The 15901-nt window shown below is 67.4% G+C and carries 16 protein-coding genes; 8 read left to right on the forward strand and 8 right to left on the reverse strand.

Features of this window, described 5'->3' with window-relative positions:
• The first annotated feature begins 63 nt into the window (after positions 1–63).
• The 4 genes from ACPUER_RS30150 (at position 64) to ACPUER_RS30165 (ending at position 4908) form a co-directional block, all read left to right on the forward strand.
• Entirely contained in the window at positions 64–267 is a 204-nt protein-coding gene (locus ACPUER_RS30150) for a hypothetical protein (protein ID WP_310140314.1), read from the forward strand.
• Between the two features lie 201 nt (positions 268–468).
• Positions 469–2769: an Orn/Lys/Arg decarboxylase N-terminal domain-containing protein gene (locus tag ACPUER_RS30155; RefSeq protein WP_425132893.1), complete on the forward strand. Its 2301-nt coding sequence runs from the start codon at positions 469–471 to the stop codon at positions 2767–2769.
• Between the two features lie 62 nt (positions 2770–2831).
• Entirely contained in the window at positions 2832–4217 is a 1386-nt protein-coding gene (gene potE / locus ACPUER_RS30160; RefSeq protein WP_175958771.1) for a putrescine-ornithine antiporter, read from the forward strand.
• Positions 4218–4323: 106 nt separating this feature from the next.
• The gene (locus ACPUER_RS30165) at positions 4324–4908 is read left to right on the forward strand and encodes a putative glycolipid-binding domain-containing protein (RefSeq protein ID WP_425132894.1); all 585 of its coding nucleotides are present in this window, start codon (positions 4324–4326) and stop codon (positions 4906–4908) included.
• 27 nt (positions 4909–4935) lie between these two features.
• On the opposite strand, the gene ACPUER_RS30170 is transcribed toward ACPUER_RS30165, so the two are convergent.
• Together ACPUER_RS30170 and ACPUER_RS30175 are read right to left on the reverse strand one after the other, a co-directional pair.
• A complete protein-coding gene (locus ACPUER_RS30170; protein ID WP_310140305.1) occupies positions 4936–5928 on the reverse strand; it encodes a sulfonate ABC transporter substrate-binding protein in 993 nt (330 codons plus the stop codon).
• A 174-nt stretch (positions 5929–6102) separates the two neighbouring features.
• Positions 6103–6510, reverse strand: coding sequence for a DUF427 domain-containing protein (locus tag ACPUER_RS30175; protein WP_425132895.1), 408 nt, complete (start codon positions 6508–6510; stop codon positions 6103–6105).
• Positions 6511–6808: 298 nt separating this feature from the next.
• On the opposite strand from ACPUER_RS30175, the gene ACPUER_RS30180 reads away from it, so the two are divergent.
• Positions 6809–8470, forward strand: a complete 1662-nt coding sequence (locus tag ACPUER_RS30180; protein WP_425132896.1) for an ABC transporter substrate-binding protein — start codon at positions 6809–6811, stop codon at positions 8468–8470.
• A 55-nt stretch (positions 8471–8525) separates the two neighbouring features.
• On the opposite strand, the gene ACPUER_RS30185 is transcribed toward ACPUER_RS30180, so the two are convergent.
• From ACPUER_RS30185 to ACPUER_RS30210, 6 genes are all read right to left on the reverse strand, one after another.
• On the reverse strand, positions 8526–9473 hold the full coding sequence (locus tag ACPUER_RS30185) for a TauD/TfdA dioxygenase family protein (RefSeq protein ID WP_425132897.1): 948 nt from the start codon (positions 9471–9473) through the stop codon (positions 8526–8528).
• A 159-nt stretch (positions 9474–9632) separates the two neighbouring features.
• On the reverse strand, positions 9633–10586 hold the full coding sequence (locus ACPUER_RS30190; protein ID WP_204422658.1) for a TauD/TfdA dioxygenase family protein: 954 nt from the start codon (positions 10584–10586) through the stop codon (positions 9633–9635).
• Positions 10587–10734: 148 nt separating this feature from the next.
• Positions 10735–11580 (reverse strand): ABC transporter ATP-binding protein, encoded by an 846-nt coding sequence (locus tag ACPUER_RS30195; RefSeq protein ID WP_425132898.1) that lies wholly within the window; start codon positions 11578–11580, stop codon positions 10735–10737.
• Between the two features lie 40 nt (positions 11581–11620).
• Entirely contained in the window at positions 11621–12451 is an 831-nt protein-coding gene (locus ACPUER_RS30200) for an ABC transporter permease (RefSeq protein ID WP_310140289.1), read from the reverse strand.
• A 36-nt stretch (positions 12452–12487) separates the two neighbouring features.
• Positions 12488–13330 carry an ABC transporter permease gene (locus ACPUER_RS30205; RefSeq protein ID WP_425132899.1) on the reverse strand — a complete coding sequence of 281 codons (843 nt, stop codon included), beginning with the start codon at positions 13328–13330 and terminating at the stop codon, positions 12488–12490.
• Between the two features lie 15 nt (positions 13331–13345).
• Complete coding sequence (locus ACPUER_RS30210) at positions 13346–14428, reverse strand: ABC transporter substrate-binding protein (protein ID WP_175958780.1); 1083 nt, start codon at positions 14426–14428, stop codon at positions 13346–13348.
• 94 nt (positions 14429–14522) lie between these two features.
• Here ACPUER_RS30210 and ACPUER_RS30215 point away from each other — a divergent pair, with 94 nt between their 5' ends.
• The 3 genes from ACPUER_RS30215 to ACPUER_RS30225 all read left to right on the forward strand — a co-directional run.
• The gene (locus ACPUER_RS30215) at positions 14523–14729 is read left to right on the forward strand and encodes a hypothetical protein (RefSeq protein WP_425132900.1); all 207 of its coding nucleotides are present in this window, start codon (positions 14523–14525) and stop codon (positions 14727–14729) included.
• Between the two features lie 536 nt (positions 14730–15265).
• Entirely contained in the window at positions 15266–15448 is a 183-nt protein-coding gene (locus ACPUER_RS30220) for a Flp family type IVb pilin (RefSeq protein WP_034179896.1), read from the forward strand.
• Between the two features lie 90 nt (positions 15449–15538).
• On the forward strand, positions 15539–15901 hold a 363-nt coding region (locus ACPUER_RS30225), incomplete at its 3' end, for a prepilin peptidase (protein WP_425132901.1).

Genomic DNA, 15901 nt, shown 5'->3' on the forward strand with positions numbered 1-15901 from the left:
GAGCCGAATTCGTGCCGATGCGTCATTCGACACGCGCTGCAGCCGATTGAAACGCTTCCGCGAATGCTGAATGCCGATGCGCGCCGCAGAAGCAGCTTTGCGCAGCGAGGCACGGCTGCCGCCGGTCAGTGCGCGACGCAGCCGATCGTAGCAACAAAATCCGGCGAATTCAATCGACCGGAAACGGCAATTTCATTGAAAGATGAGAAGGATCAAATAAGCAGGAATTGGCGTGCTGAAGTGCACATAAAAATGATCCAATTATGAAATCCGATTTGAAAGGGATCGACGGTTTCGCCGAATCGTCGGCTTTTCATCGAAAGGCATCCATGGCATAGGCGGCATCCGAATCGGATGGCGAATCAAACCGGAATGACGAGCGTCTCATGTCGCCGACCGTGGCCTGCTGTCCGCGTGCTCGTGAGACGAACAACACCAACGAAGCATCGGAACAGCGAGGGCAACATCATGAATACATCCGCCGGCGGCATTCGTCGTCTCGGCATGCGTGCGCTGCTGGTCGACGACGAAATCACGCAGGAAACGGCGACCGGACGCGCGGTCCGCACACTGAGCACGGAGCTCGCGCAACGCGACATCGACGTGCTCACGGCGACGTCCGCCGACGATGCGATCATGCTGATCCGTTCCGATCCGTCGATCCAGTGCGTGCTGCTCGACTGGGATCTCGGCGTGGACGGCCACGGGCCGTCGGAGGCGGTGGTCGAAGCGATCCGGCATCGCAATGCCAACGTGCCGATCTTCCTGTTGGCCGACCGCAGCGTCGCGTCGTCGGTGCCGTCCACGGTCATGGGCCAGGTCGACGATTTCGTGTGGCTGCTCGAGGATACGGCCGATTTCATCGGCGGGCGCATCCACGCGGCGATCGAACGCTATCGCTCGACCGTGCTGCCGCCGATGTTCGGCGCGCTCGCGAAGTTCTCTCGCGTCTACGAATACTCGTGGCATACGCCCGGCCACACGGGCGGCACGGGCTTCCTGAAGTCGCCGGTCGGCCGCGCGTTCTTCGAATACTTCGGCGAATCGCTGTTCCGCTCCGACCTGTCGATCTCGGTCGGCGAACTCGGCTCGCTGCTCGACCACTCGGGCCCGATCGGCGAAAGCGAGCGCTACGCGGCGCGCGTGTTCGGCGCGCATCGCACGTATCACGTGACGAACGGCTCGTCGACGTCGAACCGGATCATTCTGATGGCGAGCGTGAGCCGCGACCAGATCGCGCTGTGCGATCGCAACTGCCACAAGTCGGCCGAGCATGCGATGACGATGTCGGGCGCGATCCCGACTTACCTGGTACCGACGCGCAACCGCTACGGGATCATCGGGCCGATCGCGTCCGAGCGCCTCACGCAGGCGGCGATCCGCGAGGCGATCGCATCGAACCCGCTCGCGGCCGGGCTTGCCGATCGCCAGCCGAAGCACGCGATCGTCACGAACTCGACTTACGACGGCCTCTGCTACAACGTCACGCGCGTCGAAGAACTGCTCGGCGCGAGCGTCGACCGCCTGCACTTCGACGAAGCGTGGTACGGCTACGCGCGCTTCAATCCGATCTACCGCGACCGCCATGCGATGCACGGCGATCCGCGCGACCATCGTGCGGACCGGCCCACGGTGTTCGCGACGCAGTCGACGCACAAGCTGCTGACCGCGCTGTCGCAAGCGTCGTACATCCATGTGCGCGATGGCCGCAGCCCGATTCCGCATGGTCAGTTTAACGAAACGTTCATGATGCACGCGTCGACGTCGCCGAACTACGCGATCATCGCGTCGAACGACGTCGCGGCCGCGATGATGGACGGCCCCGGCGGCGAAGCGCTGACGCACGAGTCGGTCGAGGAGGCCGTCGCGTTCCGGCAGATGATCGCGCGGATGAACAACGAGTTCGACGCGAAGGGCGACTGGTTCTTCGAATGCTGGCAGCCCGACACCGTGCTCGAGGCACGCACGGGCCGCACGCTGCCGTTCCACGATGCGCCGCCCGAGCTGCTCGCGAGCGATCCGTCGTGCTGGGTGCTGCGCCCCGGCGCGCAATGGCACGGCTTCGGCAATATCGAGGACGGCTACTGCATGCTCGATCCGATCAAGGTGTCGATCGTCACGCCGGGCGTCGCGCCGGCCGGCGGCCTGATGCCGGTCGGCATTCCGGCGAGCGTCGTCACGGCCTATCTCGATGCGCGCGGGATCGTCGTCGAGAAGACGACCGACTTCACGATCCTGTTCCTGTTCTCGATCGGCATCACGAAGGGCAAGTGGGGCTCGCTCGTCAGCGCGCTGTGCGACTTCAAGCGCGACTACGACGCGAACCTGCCGCTCGACATGGCGATTCCGTCGCTCGCGAAGGAGCACGGCGCGCGCTATGCGGGCATGGGGCTGAAGGACCTGGCCGACACGATGTTCGCGGCGATGGAGCAGCTCGGCACGACGCGGCTGATGTCGGAGGCGTTCTCGATCCTGCCGCAGCCGGAGATGAGCCCGGTGCGCGCATACGAGCATCTCGTGCAGGGCCGCGTCGAGCAGGTCACGCTCGACGAGCTGGCCGGGCGCACGGTCGCCACCGGCGTCGTGCCGTATCCGCCGGGCATTCCGCTGCTGATGCCGGGCGAGAACGCGGGGCCGGCAGGCGGCCCGGTGCTCGGCTACCTGAAGGCGCTCGAAGCGTACGACCGGCGCTTTCCGGGCTTCGCGCACGATACGCACGGCGTGGAAGTCGAGGACGGCACGTACTGCGTGTACTGCCTGACGGCATGAGCGGGCGGCCGGACGCACGAGCGACCGGCCGCGCGGCGGCATCACATCGAAGGATCGAGATCATGGAAAACGCAGCACGCATGTCCGCCGCGGCCCCGGCGGCCGCGGCGAAGAACCGGATGAACGTCTGGCAGCTCACCATCCTCACGGCGGTCAACATGATGGGCTCCGGCATCATCCTGCTGCCGGCGAAGCTCGCGCAGGTCGGCACGATCTCGCTGCTGTCGTGGATCGTCACGGCCGGCGGCTCGCTCGCGCTGGCCTACGCGTTCGCGCGCTGCGGGATGTTGAGCCGCAAGCCGGGCGGGATGGGCGGCTACGCGGAATACGCGTTCGGCAAGGCCGGCAACTACATGGCGAACTACACGTACGGGCTGTCGCTCGTGATCGCCAACGTCGCGATCGGCGTCACGGCGGTCGGCTACGGCACCGTGCTGTTCGGCGCGACGCTGTCGCCGCTGCAGACAGGCCTGTGGACGATCCTCCTGCTCGTGCTCACGACGGTCGCGAACTTCGGCGGCTCGCGCATCACCGGCCGGATCGGTGCGGTGACCGTATGGGGCGTGATCATTCCGGTCGTCATCGTGTCGCTGATCGGCTGGTTCTGGTTCAGCGGCGCAACCTGGGGCGCTGCGTGGAATCCGCACGACATGCCGTTCGGGCCGGCCGTCGGCAGTTCGATCGCGGTGACGCTGTGGGCGTTCCTCGGGCTCGAATCGGCATGCGCGAACTCGGATGCGGTGGAGAACCCGGAACGCAACGTGCCGATCGCCGTGCTCGGCGGCACGATCGCATCGGCGATCTTCTACATCGTGTCGACCAACGTGATCGCTGGGATCGTGCCGAACGCGATCCTAGCGAAGTCGAACGCGCCGTTCGGCATCGCGTTCGCGACGATGTTCACGCCGACGGTCGGCACGATCGTCACCGCGCTGATGGTGATCGCGTGCATCGGCTCGCTGCTCGGCTGGCAGTTCACGGTCGCGCAGGTGTTCAAGAGCTCGGCGGACGTCGGCTATTTCCTGCCGGTGTTCGCGCGTGCGACGCGCACGGGCACGCCGATCGTCGGCATGGTGATCCTGCTCGTCGCGCAGGTCGCGCTGGCGCTGATGACGATCAGCCCGGAGCTGAGCAGCCAGTTCCAGAAGATCGTCGATCTCGCGGTCGTCACGAACCTCGTGCCGTACGTGATGTCGATGGCCGCGCTGATCACGATCCAGAAGGTCGCGAACGTGCCGCCGGCCAAGGCGCTGGTGACGAACGTGATCGCGATGGTCGCGACCGCGTACAGCTTCTATGCGCTGTTCAACTCGGGCGAGCAGGCGCTGATGCTCGGCGCCCTGTGCGTGTTCCTGGGCTGGACGCTGTTCGGGTTCGTCAGCGCGCGCTTCTACCAGATGGAAGTCGACGCGCACGTGAAGGAGCCGGGGAAGTCGTTGCAGGCGTGAGGGCGGGCGCAATCCGTATCGCCGGAGGTCGGTTGCCGAAGCCGCGTGTGTTCATCGACGCGATGAGCGAAAATCGGCATTCGCGCGACCGACAGGAGACGGCGACATGACGCAACAGGATGAAGCGATGCGCACGCGATGCGTCGCATGGCAGATCGTGCAGACGTGGCAGGCGGCCGAATGGTGCCGGCTCGCGGAGACGCGAACGGGAGTCGATCTGTCGGGTTCGGTATCGGGCGCGATCGACGGCGTGCCGTTTCGCATCGACTATGCGATCGCATGCGGTGCCGACTGGCTCACGCGCTCGGCGCGCGTGACACGCTGGCTCGGCACGTTGCCGCCGCAACGGTTGGACCTCGGATGCGACGGCGGGCGCTGGACGATCGACGGCGCCGACGCGCCGCTGCTCGCGGGCGCGACCGACATCGACCTCGGTTTCAGCCCGTCGACCAATATGCTGCCGATCCGGCGGCTGGCGCTGGCCGTCGGCGACGCTGCGACGATCCATACCGCATGGCTGCGCTTTCCGGATTTCGCCATCGTGCGCGGCGAGCAGCGTTATACGCATACGGCGCCACACGTGTATCGCTACGAGAGCGGCACCTATGCGGCCGATATCGCGATCGACGAAGCCGGCCTCGTCATCGACTACGACGAATGGCGGCGCATCGGCGCGGCGCCTGCGCCGTAACGCGTCGCGTCGTGCTTCGGCAGCGCATCAGCGCGCGCTGGCGACCGTCAGCTTGCCGGGAATCAGCTTCAGCGTGCTGAACGTGTCGGCGATGTTCTGCTGATACGCGACCGTCGCGTCGGTGATCGGCTGCACGCCGTAGCCGGCGCGCTTGAGCGCGACTTCGAGCGTCGGCGCGTCGAGGCCGACGAGCGGCGACAGTTGCGCGGCGACGTCGGGCGTGTGGTCGCGCGCCCAGCGATCGACCGCGTCGACTTCGTCGAGCAGCGCGCGCAGCACCTGCGGGTGAGCGGCCGCGTACTTGCGCGCGGCGAGGTAGTACTGCGTGTTGCGCACGAGCCCTTCGCCGTTCGCGATCACGCGCGCGCCGAGCTGCCGTTCGGCGGCCGCCAGATACGGATCCCAGATCACCCACGCATCGACGCTGCGCTGCACGAACGCGGCGCGCGCGTCGGCGGGCGTCAGGTAGATCGGCTGGATGTCCGCATACGCGAGGCCCGCGTGTTCGAGCGCCTTCACGAGCAGGTAGTGGACGTTCGAGCCCTTGTTGAACGCGACCTTCTTGCCGCGCAACTGCGCAACGTTGCGGATCGGCGAATCGGGCAGCACGACGATCGCTTCGCCCTGCGGCGCGGGCGGCTCGTTGCCGATATAGACGAAATCGACACCAGCCGCCTGCGCGAAGATCGGCGGCGTTTCGCCGACCGTGCCGACGTCGATCGCGCCGGCGTTCAGCCCTTCGAGCAGTTGCGGGCCGGCCGGGAATTCGAGCCATTGCACCGCGACGCCCTGGCTGGCGAGGCGCTTCTCGAGCGTGCCGCGTGCCTTCAGCACGACGAAGTTGCCGTATTTCTGGAACCCGATGCGCAGCCGCGTGCCGTTGCCCTGGGCCCGTGCGGGCAGGGTCGCGAGCGGCCCGAGCGCGAGTCCGGCAAGCCCGGCGGCCGCACCGTGCAGCCATTGGCGGCGGCGCGGGTTCGCCGGGGTCGTTTCAACGTCTGCGTGCGGTGTGTCGCTCATCGGGGTGTCCTGCGTGCGGGTTCACGGGTCGCGCGCAAAGGCGGCGCGGCCGGCGCAGGACGGGGCCGGATGCGGGCGATGCTCGCAACGGGCCGGCCCGCGCCGGATTCAGGACGATACGGCCGCGCGGGCCGGCGGCCAACCAATGAATGCGCATATGCAAATCAGCGGCGCTCAGGCTGCGTCGGCGGCGCTTTCCTCGATCGAATCGACGCGGTCCGGATAGAACGCGAGGTGCCCGCGAATCGCTTCGACGGCCGGATACGGATGCTCGTAGGTCCACACCGCGTTGGTCGCGCGTGCGCCGCCGGCCGGGATCGAGTAGTACGCGCAGTCGCCCTTGTACGGGCAGTATGTCGCGTGGTCGGTGCGTCGCAGCAGCGACACGTCGGCGTCTTCGCGCGGGATGTAGAGCACGGCCGGATAGCTGGCCTCGCGCAGCGCCAGCGCGCGGCGCGTATCGGCGACGACCTTGCCGGCCACCGTGACCACCACGCGCGACGGATGCGGCTCGATCGCGATCGGATGATCGGGGCCCGGCGACTTCACGGGACGAGAGGGCGTATCGGAGCTGATCGACATCGTGGGTCCTCCAGGAATTGGCGGCGCGGCGTCGCCGGGCGGATCCCGGCGCGCCTCTGCCGGCGTTTGCCAGCCGATACGATGCGCCAATTCCGGAGAATCTGCAGGGGGCCGGAAGGCGGTGGCGCGGCAAGGCTGCCGGGCGATGTCCCGGCGCTTGCGCGGACATATTCACGCACGGACAGCGGGATGCACCCGCGGCGATAAGCAACGCCGAATTAATTGGTAAGCGATCGGCGGGAGGCGCGCGAAGATCGGCCGTCGTCATTCGCATGACTTACTCCTCCATTCCGCCACCATGAAGCATTCTTTCGTTTCGTCAGCCGGGCGCCGCGCACGTCGCGCCCCGCATGCCGTTGTCGCACTTCGTTGCATGGCCGCGTCGCTGCTGCTCGCCGGCGCGGCCATGCAGGCGCTCGCCGCGCCGGCCGGCAAGACGCTCGTGTACTGCAGCGAAGGCAGCCCGGCCGGCTTCGATCCGGGCCAGCACACGACGAGCACCGATTTCGACGCGAGCACGTACACGATCTACAACGGGCTCGTGCAGTTCAGGCGCGGCACGCTCGATCTCGAACCGTCGCTCGCGACGAGCTGGGACGTGTCGCCCGATCAGCGCACGATCACGTTTCACCTGCGGCATGGCGTGAAATTCCAGACGACTGCATGGTTCAAGCCGACGCGGCCGTTCCAGGCCGACGACGTCGTGTTTACGTTCCGCCGGATGCTCGATCCCGACGATCCATTCCGCAAGGCCTACCCGGTCAGCTTCCCGTACTTCAGCGATCTCGGCTTCGACCGCAACGTCGAGCGCATCGAGAAGGTCGACGACTACACGGTGCGCTTCGTGCTGAAGACGCCCGACGTCGTGTTCGTGCGCAACCTCGCGATGGCGTTCGCGTCGGTGCTGTCGGCCGAATATGCGTCGCAGCTCGCGGCGCGCCATCGCGAGGCCGACATCAACCAGTTCCCGGTCGGCACCGGGCCGTTCCTGCTGCGCACGTATCAGAAGGATGCGCTGATCCGCTACGAAGCGAACCCCGACTACTGGAAGCCGGACGACGTGAAGCTCGCGCGGCTCGTGTTCGCGATCACGCCCGATCCGGCCGCGCGCCTGCAGAAGCTGGTGGCCGGCGAGTGCCAGGTATCGGCGTTCCCGCGGCCGGCCGATCTCGACACGGTGCGGCGCGACCCGAAGCTGGAGCTGTTCTCGGGAACGGGCTTCAACGTCGGTTTCGTCGCGTACAACACGCAGCATGCGCCGCTCGATCGCGTCGACGTGCGGCGCGCGCTCGACATCGCGATCGACAAGACGGCGATCGTGAAGACCGTCTTCAACGGCGACGCGAAGATCGCGACGAACCCGATGCCGCCCGCGCAATGGTCGTACAACCCGCGCCTGAAGGATGCGCCGCGCGATCCGGCCGCCGCGAAGGCGCTGCTCGCGCAGGCCGGTTTCCCGAACGGCTTCGACCTGACGCTGTGGGCGATGCCGGTGCAGCGCCCGTACAACCCGAATGCGCAGTTGATGGCGCAACTGATCCAGCAGGACTGGGCGAAGATCGGCGTGCGCGCGAAGATCGTCAGCTACGAGTGGGGCGAATACAACCGCCGCGCGAAGCACGACGGGCAGCACGACGCGATCCTGTACGGCTGGTCGGGCGACAACGGCGATCCCGACAACTGGCTCGGCACGCTGCTCGGCTGCGACGCGGTGCACGGCAGCAACCTCGCGAAGTGGTGCAATCAGGATTTCGAAAAGCTGGTGAGCGCGGCGCGCTCGAATGCGGACGTCGCGAAGCGCACGGCGCTGTACGAACAGGCGCAGGTGGTGTTTAAGGACCAGGTGCCGTTCACGCCGATCGCAACGTCGATCGTGTCGCTGCCGGTGTCGAAACGTGTGCACGGGCTGACGTTCTCGCCGCTCGGCGGGCACCGGTTCGACGGCGTGTGGCTGGATTGACGGAGATCGATGGACGAAGGGCCGGCGCGCTCGCGCGCGCCGGTGCCGGTTGCGATCAGTTGAGCGCGACGGCCGCCGCCGTTTCGACCGGCGAGCCTTCGAGTGCGACCGATGGCCGGCCGTCGGGGCCGACCGGCACGTCGCCGGTGAGCGTCGTACGGTAGAGCTGGCGGTCGAAGTCGAGATCGAAGATGTCGACCGGCGCGAGGTGCGCGGTCGCGCGGTTGTCCCAGAACGCGATGCTGCGCGGTTCCCATTTGAAGCGGATCGTGAATTCCGGCCGAGTCACGTGTTCCCACAGCAGTTCGAGCAGCGCCTGGCTCTCGCGCGGCGTCAGCCCGACGATCGATTTCAGGAAGCTCGGGCTCACGTACAGCGCGCGTTCGCCGGTCTCCGGATGCACGCGCACGAGCGGATGCTCGGTCACGAGCGGGCGGCGTTCGACCGCGTCGTCGAACGCGCCGGTGGCGCGCGCACCGGCCGGCGGCGTGAAGCGGTGGATGCCGCGCAAGCCGTCGACGAAACCGCGCAGCGGCTCGGACAGCGTTTCATACGCGCGGACGAGATTGGTCCAGTGCGTGTCGCCGCCGTACGGCGGGATCGTCGCGCCGCGCAGGATCGACGCCCACGGCGGGTTCACGGCGGCCGTCACGTCGGTGTGCCAGCCCGTCCACGGCCGGCGCACCGGTTCGCCTTCGAAGCGCGTCGCCTTGCGGTGCTTCGCGATCGAATAGACGGCCGGATGGCCGTCGACGTGCCCGAACACCGGGTGGCCGACCGTCGGCTCGCCGAACTGCGCGGAGAACGCGACGTGCTGGTCGTGCGTGAGGAATTGTTCGCGGAAGAAAATGACGCGCCATTTCAGCAGCGCGGTGCGGATGGCCGCGATCTGCGGTGTGGTCAACGGTTGCGTGAGGTCGACGCCACGTATTTCCGCGCCGATATGGGCGGACAGCGGGATCACGTCGACCGGCTGGGCGGCGGGTTCGGGTAGGGCGCTCATGCGACGCTCCTGGCGGAAGTGAACGGGGCGGATGGCCGACATCGTTGCGCGTGCAAGCGTCGATGCGGTGGCGGGAGGTTCATGGTGGAATGTCCGGTGGCGAATGGAGCGGAACGCGCGGCGGCGCGCACGGAACGGCGCCGCCGCGGTACGCGGACGTTATTGCAGCGTCGCGCCCGGCCCCTTCAGCACGACGCTCCGGCGGCCGTCGATGCCGACCGGCACGTCGCCGTGAACGGTCGCTCGGCGCACGACGCGGCGCGCAGCGCCGTAGTCGTTGATCGCGTAGTGCTGCGTCGCGCGGTTGTCCCAGATCGCGACGTCGCCTTCCTGCCAGTTCCAGCGCACGGTGTTCTCGAGGCGCGTCACGTGCTCGTGGAAGACCTGCAGCAGGTGCGCGGAGTCCTGCGCCGACAGCCCCTTGAGCCGCTGCACGAAGTGCCCGAGCACGAGCGTGCGTTCGCCGGTTTCCGGATGCACGCGCACGACCGGATGCTCGGTTTCGTAGACGGTCGACGTGAACACTTCGCGGTAGCGCTTCAGTTGCGTGTCGTCGGCATGCACGTGCGTCGACGCGTAGTCGTATGCGTTCGTATGGATCGCCCACAGCGTGTCGGCGAGCGCGCGCAGCGGGTCGGGAAGATGCGCGTACGCGGCGGCCGTGTTGGCCCATACCGTATCGCCGCCGAACGGCGGAATCACGACCGCGCGCAGGATCGAGATCTTCGGGTATGCGTCGACGAACGTGACGTCGGTGTGCCACGAATTCGCCCGGGCGCCGTGCGCGGAATCGAGTTCGAGCAGATGCGCGCTGCCGTCGACGGACGGCACGGTCGGATGTGCGACCGTGTCGCCGAAGCGGCGCGCGAACGCTTCCTGCGCGGTGTCGTCGAGATGGTGCTGGCCACGGAAGAACAGCACCTTGTGGCGCAGCAGCGCGGCCTGGATCGCGTCGAACGTCGCGTCGTCGAGCGTGGCCGACAGCCGCACGCCGGCGATCTCGGCGCCGATCCGGCCGGCAACCTGGCGAAGCTGGAGCGGGGCGGCGGCCGTGCGCGGCGCGGCGTGCGAAGCATGCGAAGACGGGTGGGCGGCGTGCTGGACTTCGGACATCGGGAGTCTCCTGGAGTCGGGTCGGTCGAGTCTCCATTCAAGCAGGGCGCGCGCGGAACCGGAACCGATGAATCGTCACAACCTTAGCGTGCGTGCTGCGATGATCGATATGTGTCGTCATGCTGAGCAATGCGGTCGCGACACGTGTCTACCACGCAAGCCGGAATTCACCGATCCGGTGCGCGTGCGGCGTGTCGATGCGCTTGCCGCCCGTGCCGTCGTCGCGCGGCGGGTCGCCATCGTCGAAATCGGCGAGCACCGTATCGCGCAACCGCACGAATTCCGGCGAATCGCGCCGGCGCGGCCGCGGCAGCGCGACATCGACGATGCGTTCGATGCGGCCCGGGCGCGGCGCCATCGTGACGACGCGGTCGCCGAGATAGACGGCTTCGTCGACGTCGTGCGTGACGAGCATCATCGTGATGCGCTCCTGTTCCCAGATGCGCAGCAATTCGTTCTGCATCCGCGCGCGCGTCTGCGCGTCGAGCGCGCCGAACGGCTCGTCGAGCAGCAGCACGCGCGGCCGGTTCACGAGGCCGCGCGCGATCGCGACGCGTTGCGCCATCCCGCCCGACAACTGGTTCGGAAACGCGTGCTCGAAGCCGTTCAGCCCGACGAGCGCGATGTGGTCGGCTACCGCTCGCCGCTTCGCGGCCGCGTCGAGCGGCGCGTTGCGCAGCGCGGCGCCGATGTTCTGCTCGACGGTGAGCCACGGGAACAACCGGTGATCCTGGAACACGATCCCGCGCTGCAGCGACGTGTCGCGCACGCGTTCGTCGCCGGCGCGGATCTCGCCCGAGTAGTCGGTATCGAGCCCCGCGACCAGCCGCAGCAGCGTGGACTTGCCGCAGCCGCTCGCGCCGACGATCGTGACGAATTCGCCGGCGCGCACGTGCAGCGACACGTCGTCGAGCACGGCGAGCGCCGCGCCGCGTTGTGCGTAGTGCTTGCTTACGTGGAGGATGTCGAGCGAGTCGGAGGCGAGGGTCGTCATGGCGGAGCGAAGAAGGATGCGACAGGGAAGGAGCGTCAGATCAGCGCGGCAGGTCGCCGCGCCGGGCCAGTACCTTGCGTTCGATCGCACGCGCGATCGCGTTCAGTGCCCAGCCGGTCACGCCGACGACGATGATCCCGAACAGCACGAGATCCATCCGGAACTGCTCGCTGCCGTCGATCAGCGTGTTGCCGATCCCGCTGCCCGCGACGAGCAGGTATTCGGCGCCGAGCGTCGCGAGCCACGAATAGATCAGGCCGAGATACAGCCCGGTGAAGATCGACGGCAGTGCGGCCGGCAGGATCACGTAGCGGACGAGCTGAAGCCGCGAATAGCGCAGCGCGCGGGCGACGTCGACATACGCGCGCGGCACCGCGTGAATGCCGTCGCACGTGTGCGCGGCGACGGGCAGCAGCGCGGCGAGCGACAGGAACACGACCTTGGCTACGTCGCCGAGGCCGAACCACACGGAGATCAGTGGAATCCACGCGAACAGCGAGATCTGCTTGAACGTGTCGAAGCTCGGGCCGACGATGCGCGCGGCGATGCGCGACAGCCCGAGCGCGGCGCCGAGCAGCAGCCCGCCCGTCGCACCGATCGCGAAACCGCAGGCTTCGCGCGCGAGCGACGCGGACAGTGCGCGGCCGAGCGCGCCGCTCGTGACCTGCGACCACGCGGTGTGCAGGACGTCGGCCGGGCCGACGAGCAGCCCGCTTTTCACGAGGTGCGCGGAAGCGATCGCCCACCAGAGCGCGAACGCGACGAGCGGCAGCACGAAGCCGCGCCAGTCGGGCGCATGCAGACGGCGGGCGGTTGCGACGGGCGACGGGGTGGCATCCGGCGCGAGCGTCGACGTGGCGGAGTGCGGCATCGGGCGGTCTCCTTCGGTTGGTGCGGGCGGGCAGGTTCAGCCGCGGAACGCGGACGGCACGCCGCGGCGCAGGCGCGCTTCGAGTGCATCGAGCAGCCGGTTGATCAGCAGGCCGACCGCGCCGACCACGACCACGGCCGCCATCACGAGATCGAGCTGGAACAGTTGCCGCCCGTACACGATCAGGTAGCCGAGCCCTTCGGAGGACGCGACGAGCTCGACGACGACGAGCGCGAGCCACGACTTCGTGAATGCGAGCCGCACGCCGGTCGCGAGCGTCGGAATCGCGGCCGGCAGCACGACGTGGACGATGCGTTGCCGGCGCGTGTAGCCGAACCCGCGCGCGACTTCGTCGAGTTCAGGCGGCGTCTGGCGAAACCCCTGCAACGCGCTCATCGTGACGGGGACGAGCGCCGCATGCGCGATCAGCAGGTACTTGAGCGGTTCGCCGACGCCGACGAGCAGCAGCAGGAACGGCAGCCAGCCGAGCACCGGAATCTGCACGAGCGCGTTGAAGCTCGGCAGCACATAGGCTTCCAGCGTGCGCGACAGGCCGAGCGCGACGCCGATCGCGAAACCGAGCAGCGAGCCGGCCGCGAAGCCGACCAGCACGCGCTGCAGGCTGACCAGCGTGTGGCGCGCGAGATCGCCGCTCGTCGCGAGATCGGCGAGCGCGTCGTACACGCGTTCGGGCGGCGGCAGGATCTGCGGTGCGATCCAGCCGCGCGCGCTGCCGACGCTCCACAGCGCGAACAGCAGCGCGGGCAGTACCCACGGCGCGAACTGCCACGCGAGCCGCTTCACGCCCGCCGCGCGGCGCGGCGGCGCGGCGAGTGCATGCGGCTCGGACGACGGAATCGGGATCGCGGTATCGCTCATCGGGGTGGGTCCGGGTCAGGAAAGGGGCTTGCCGGCCGCGTCGTAGCGCGGCCAGTAGTTTTCGAGCTTCAGCGTGCGCAGCGCGTTGTCGAGATACTTCGGCTCGAACCAGCCGTCGACGTCGACCGGCTGGCGGATCAGCTTCAGCTTCAGTGCATCCTGCGCGACGGCCTTGTAGCGCGCGACGAGGAACGGATCGATCAGCGGCGACAGGCGATCCTTCAGGCGCTGGTTCGCATAGTCGGCCTGCCACGACGAATACGGGACGCCGCTCTTCGCCCACAGCTTGAACAGCGCATCGCGGTTCGCCTCGTCGGACGACCATTGCGCGCCCTTGACCAGCGCGTTGACGACGCGCTGCACGATGTCCGGATGCGCGCGTTCGAAATCGTCGAGCACGAGCAGGTGGGTCTGGCGCGTGTACTGCGGGCCGTCGTTCTGCGATTCGTAGATGATCTTCGCGAGCCCCGCGTCGCGCAGCTTGTATAGCTGGTAGTCGCCCACCGACGCGTCGATGCCTTTCGATGCGAGCGCGGCGAGCGAGCTCGCGGCGTCGAGGTTGATCACGCGCAGGTCGCGTTCGCCGAGGCCGTTTTTCGCGAGCGCGTTGTCGGCGACGAGCTGCAGGTTCGTGCCGCGGAAGATCGACACGCGGCGGTCCTTCAGGTCGGTGATCGAACGGATGCCGGAGTCGGGCGGCACTGCGATCTTCACGCCCGAGCGCACGCTCGCGGCAAGCAGCAGGTGCGTCTTGATCCCGTTCGAGCGTGCGAGCACGGCCGGCAGGTCGCCCTGGTACGCGAAGTCGAGCGCCTTGTTGGCGATCGCCTCGTTGACGGCCGGCCCCGCGCCCTTGAAGAACAGCCACTGCACGTTGATGCCGTCGGCCGCAAACTCCTTTTCGACCAGTTGCTGCAATTGCGCGGTGGCGGCGCTCGAGCCGCCGAAGGTCGGCGGATCGCCGGCGCCCTGCTGGGCGACGCCGATGCGGATGGTGGCGGGCTTGTCGGCGTGCGCGGCGGTGGCCGCCAGCGTCATCAGCGTGGCCGCCAGCAGCGATCGCAGCAGGCGCAGCGGAAACGGGAATCGATCGGTCATGGTGCGTCGGGTAGCGTGAAAATGAAATCGGACAGGGAGGCGTCGAGCCATTCTGGTGGACGCTTCCGGCGCGGGACAAACAACGATTTGAACTATGCTTATCGCCGCCTGGCGGGTTGCGGGGCCGGGCGCGCCGCTTTCCGCGAACGGAAAGCGGATTCGCATTTATCGCGGAATCGTTCAGGATTCCGATCATGTCGATTGGCGTCGCCTGCCGATCAGGCAAGCGCCGGCTGGAAAATTCCTGAAATGGCTAAATCGCGGATTTTCCGGTCGATCCGCATGCAAATCAGGGCAGTGAAATCGGTATCAGTCGGTTAAAAAAACCGATCCTGACCTGTTATATTTGCCGAATTGGCGCATACCGAAAAATCGAATGGAAAAAACGGGTTATCCGCCAGACGGGAAATGACGCATCGCGACAGTTAACATGCTTACATCGACGTCCGAACCAATCCGAATCATGCGGAATGCCGTGCGAAAGAATCGCGGCAGACAACCTCTATGAATTGCATCGTTTCAGGGTGCTATCCATAAATACATTCCGACGCCAAATTATTTGAAATCATCTCAAAAATTGTCTATACCCTAGACGAATCAGTGCGGTCGGCGTCGTACCGGCGAGGCTGCACAACAGATGTGCGAATGAAACGATCGATGCCGTCGTTGCATGCCGCGCGTCGCAGTGATCGAGTGGACTTCGGGGAATGCGAACGGCCTCATGCGTGGGCCGTCCGCATGAGTCGCGAATGGGCGAACGCCATATGCAGCCGCCGGACCCATGCAGCGTCTTTACGTTCAACGGTCGATCATCGACCCCGTCACACGGAGGTTGCCATGCTGCAATACGTCAAGTCCCTGCTGCGTGATGAACGTGGCGTCAGCTCGCTCGAATATGCGGTGCTGGCCGGCATCGTCGTGGTCGCGCTGGCAGCGGTCGGCGTGATCCTCAGCAGCACTTCCGGCGGCTTGCCGAGCGTGTTCACGGCGCTGATCACGAAGGTGACGAGCCTGATCTGATCCCCTGAACCCGCGCGCCGCCGACGAATACACGGATCCGCAGCGGTAGAACGTATCCAACCCGGGGGTGCGCCGATGGACGGCTCTCCCATGCTCACTCTCGTGCAGTCGGTGGCCACGGTCGTGCTGGCGTCGCTCGCCGCGCAGGACCTGCGCGACCGGCGCCTGTCCAATTGCGCGGTGCTGGCGTTCGCGATGCTGTATTTCGTCGCGGCGGCGCTCGTGCGCGAAGGGCTCGCGCCGCTGGCCGGCCACCTCGCGACCGCCGCGGCGATGCTGCTGCTGTCCGGCGGCTTGCGCCACGCGGGCTGGATCGGCGGCGGCGACGTCAAGCTGGCGGCGGCGGTATTCCTGTGGGCCGGCCCGACGCTGGCGTTCCCCGTGTTGACGATCGTCGGCGCGGGTGGCGCGTTATGCGGCCTCGCCGCGCTCGCGGCCGTCGCCTGGCAGCGG

Source organism: Burkholderia sp. DN3021 (genome assembly GCF_049805555.1).
Taxonomy (GTDB): Bacteria; Pseudomonadota; Gammaproteobacteria; order Burkholderiales; family Burkholderiaceae; genus Burkholderia; species Burkholderia pyrrocinia_C.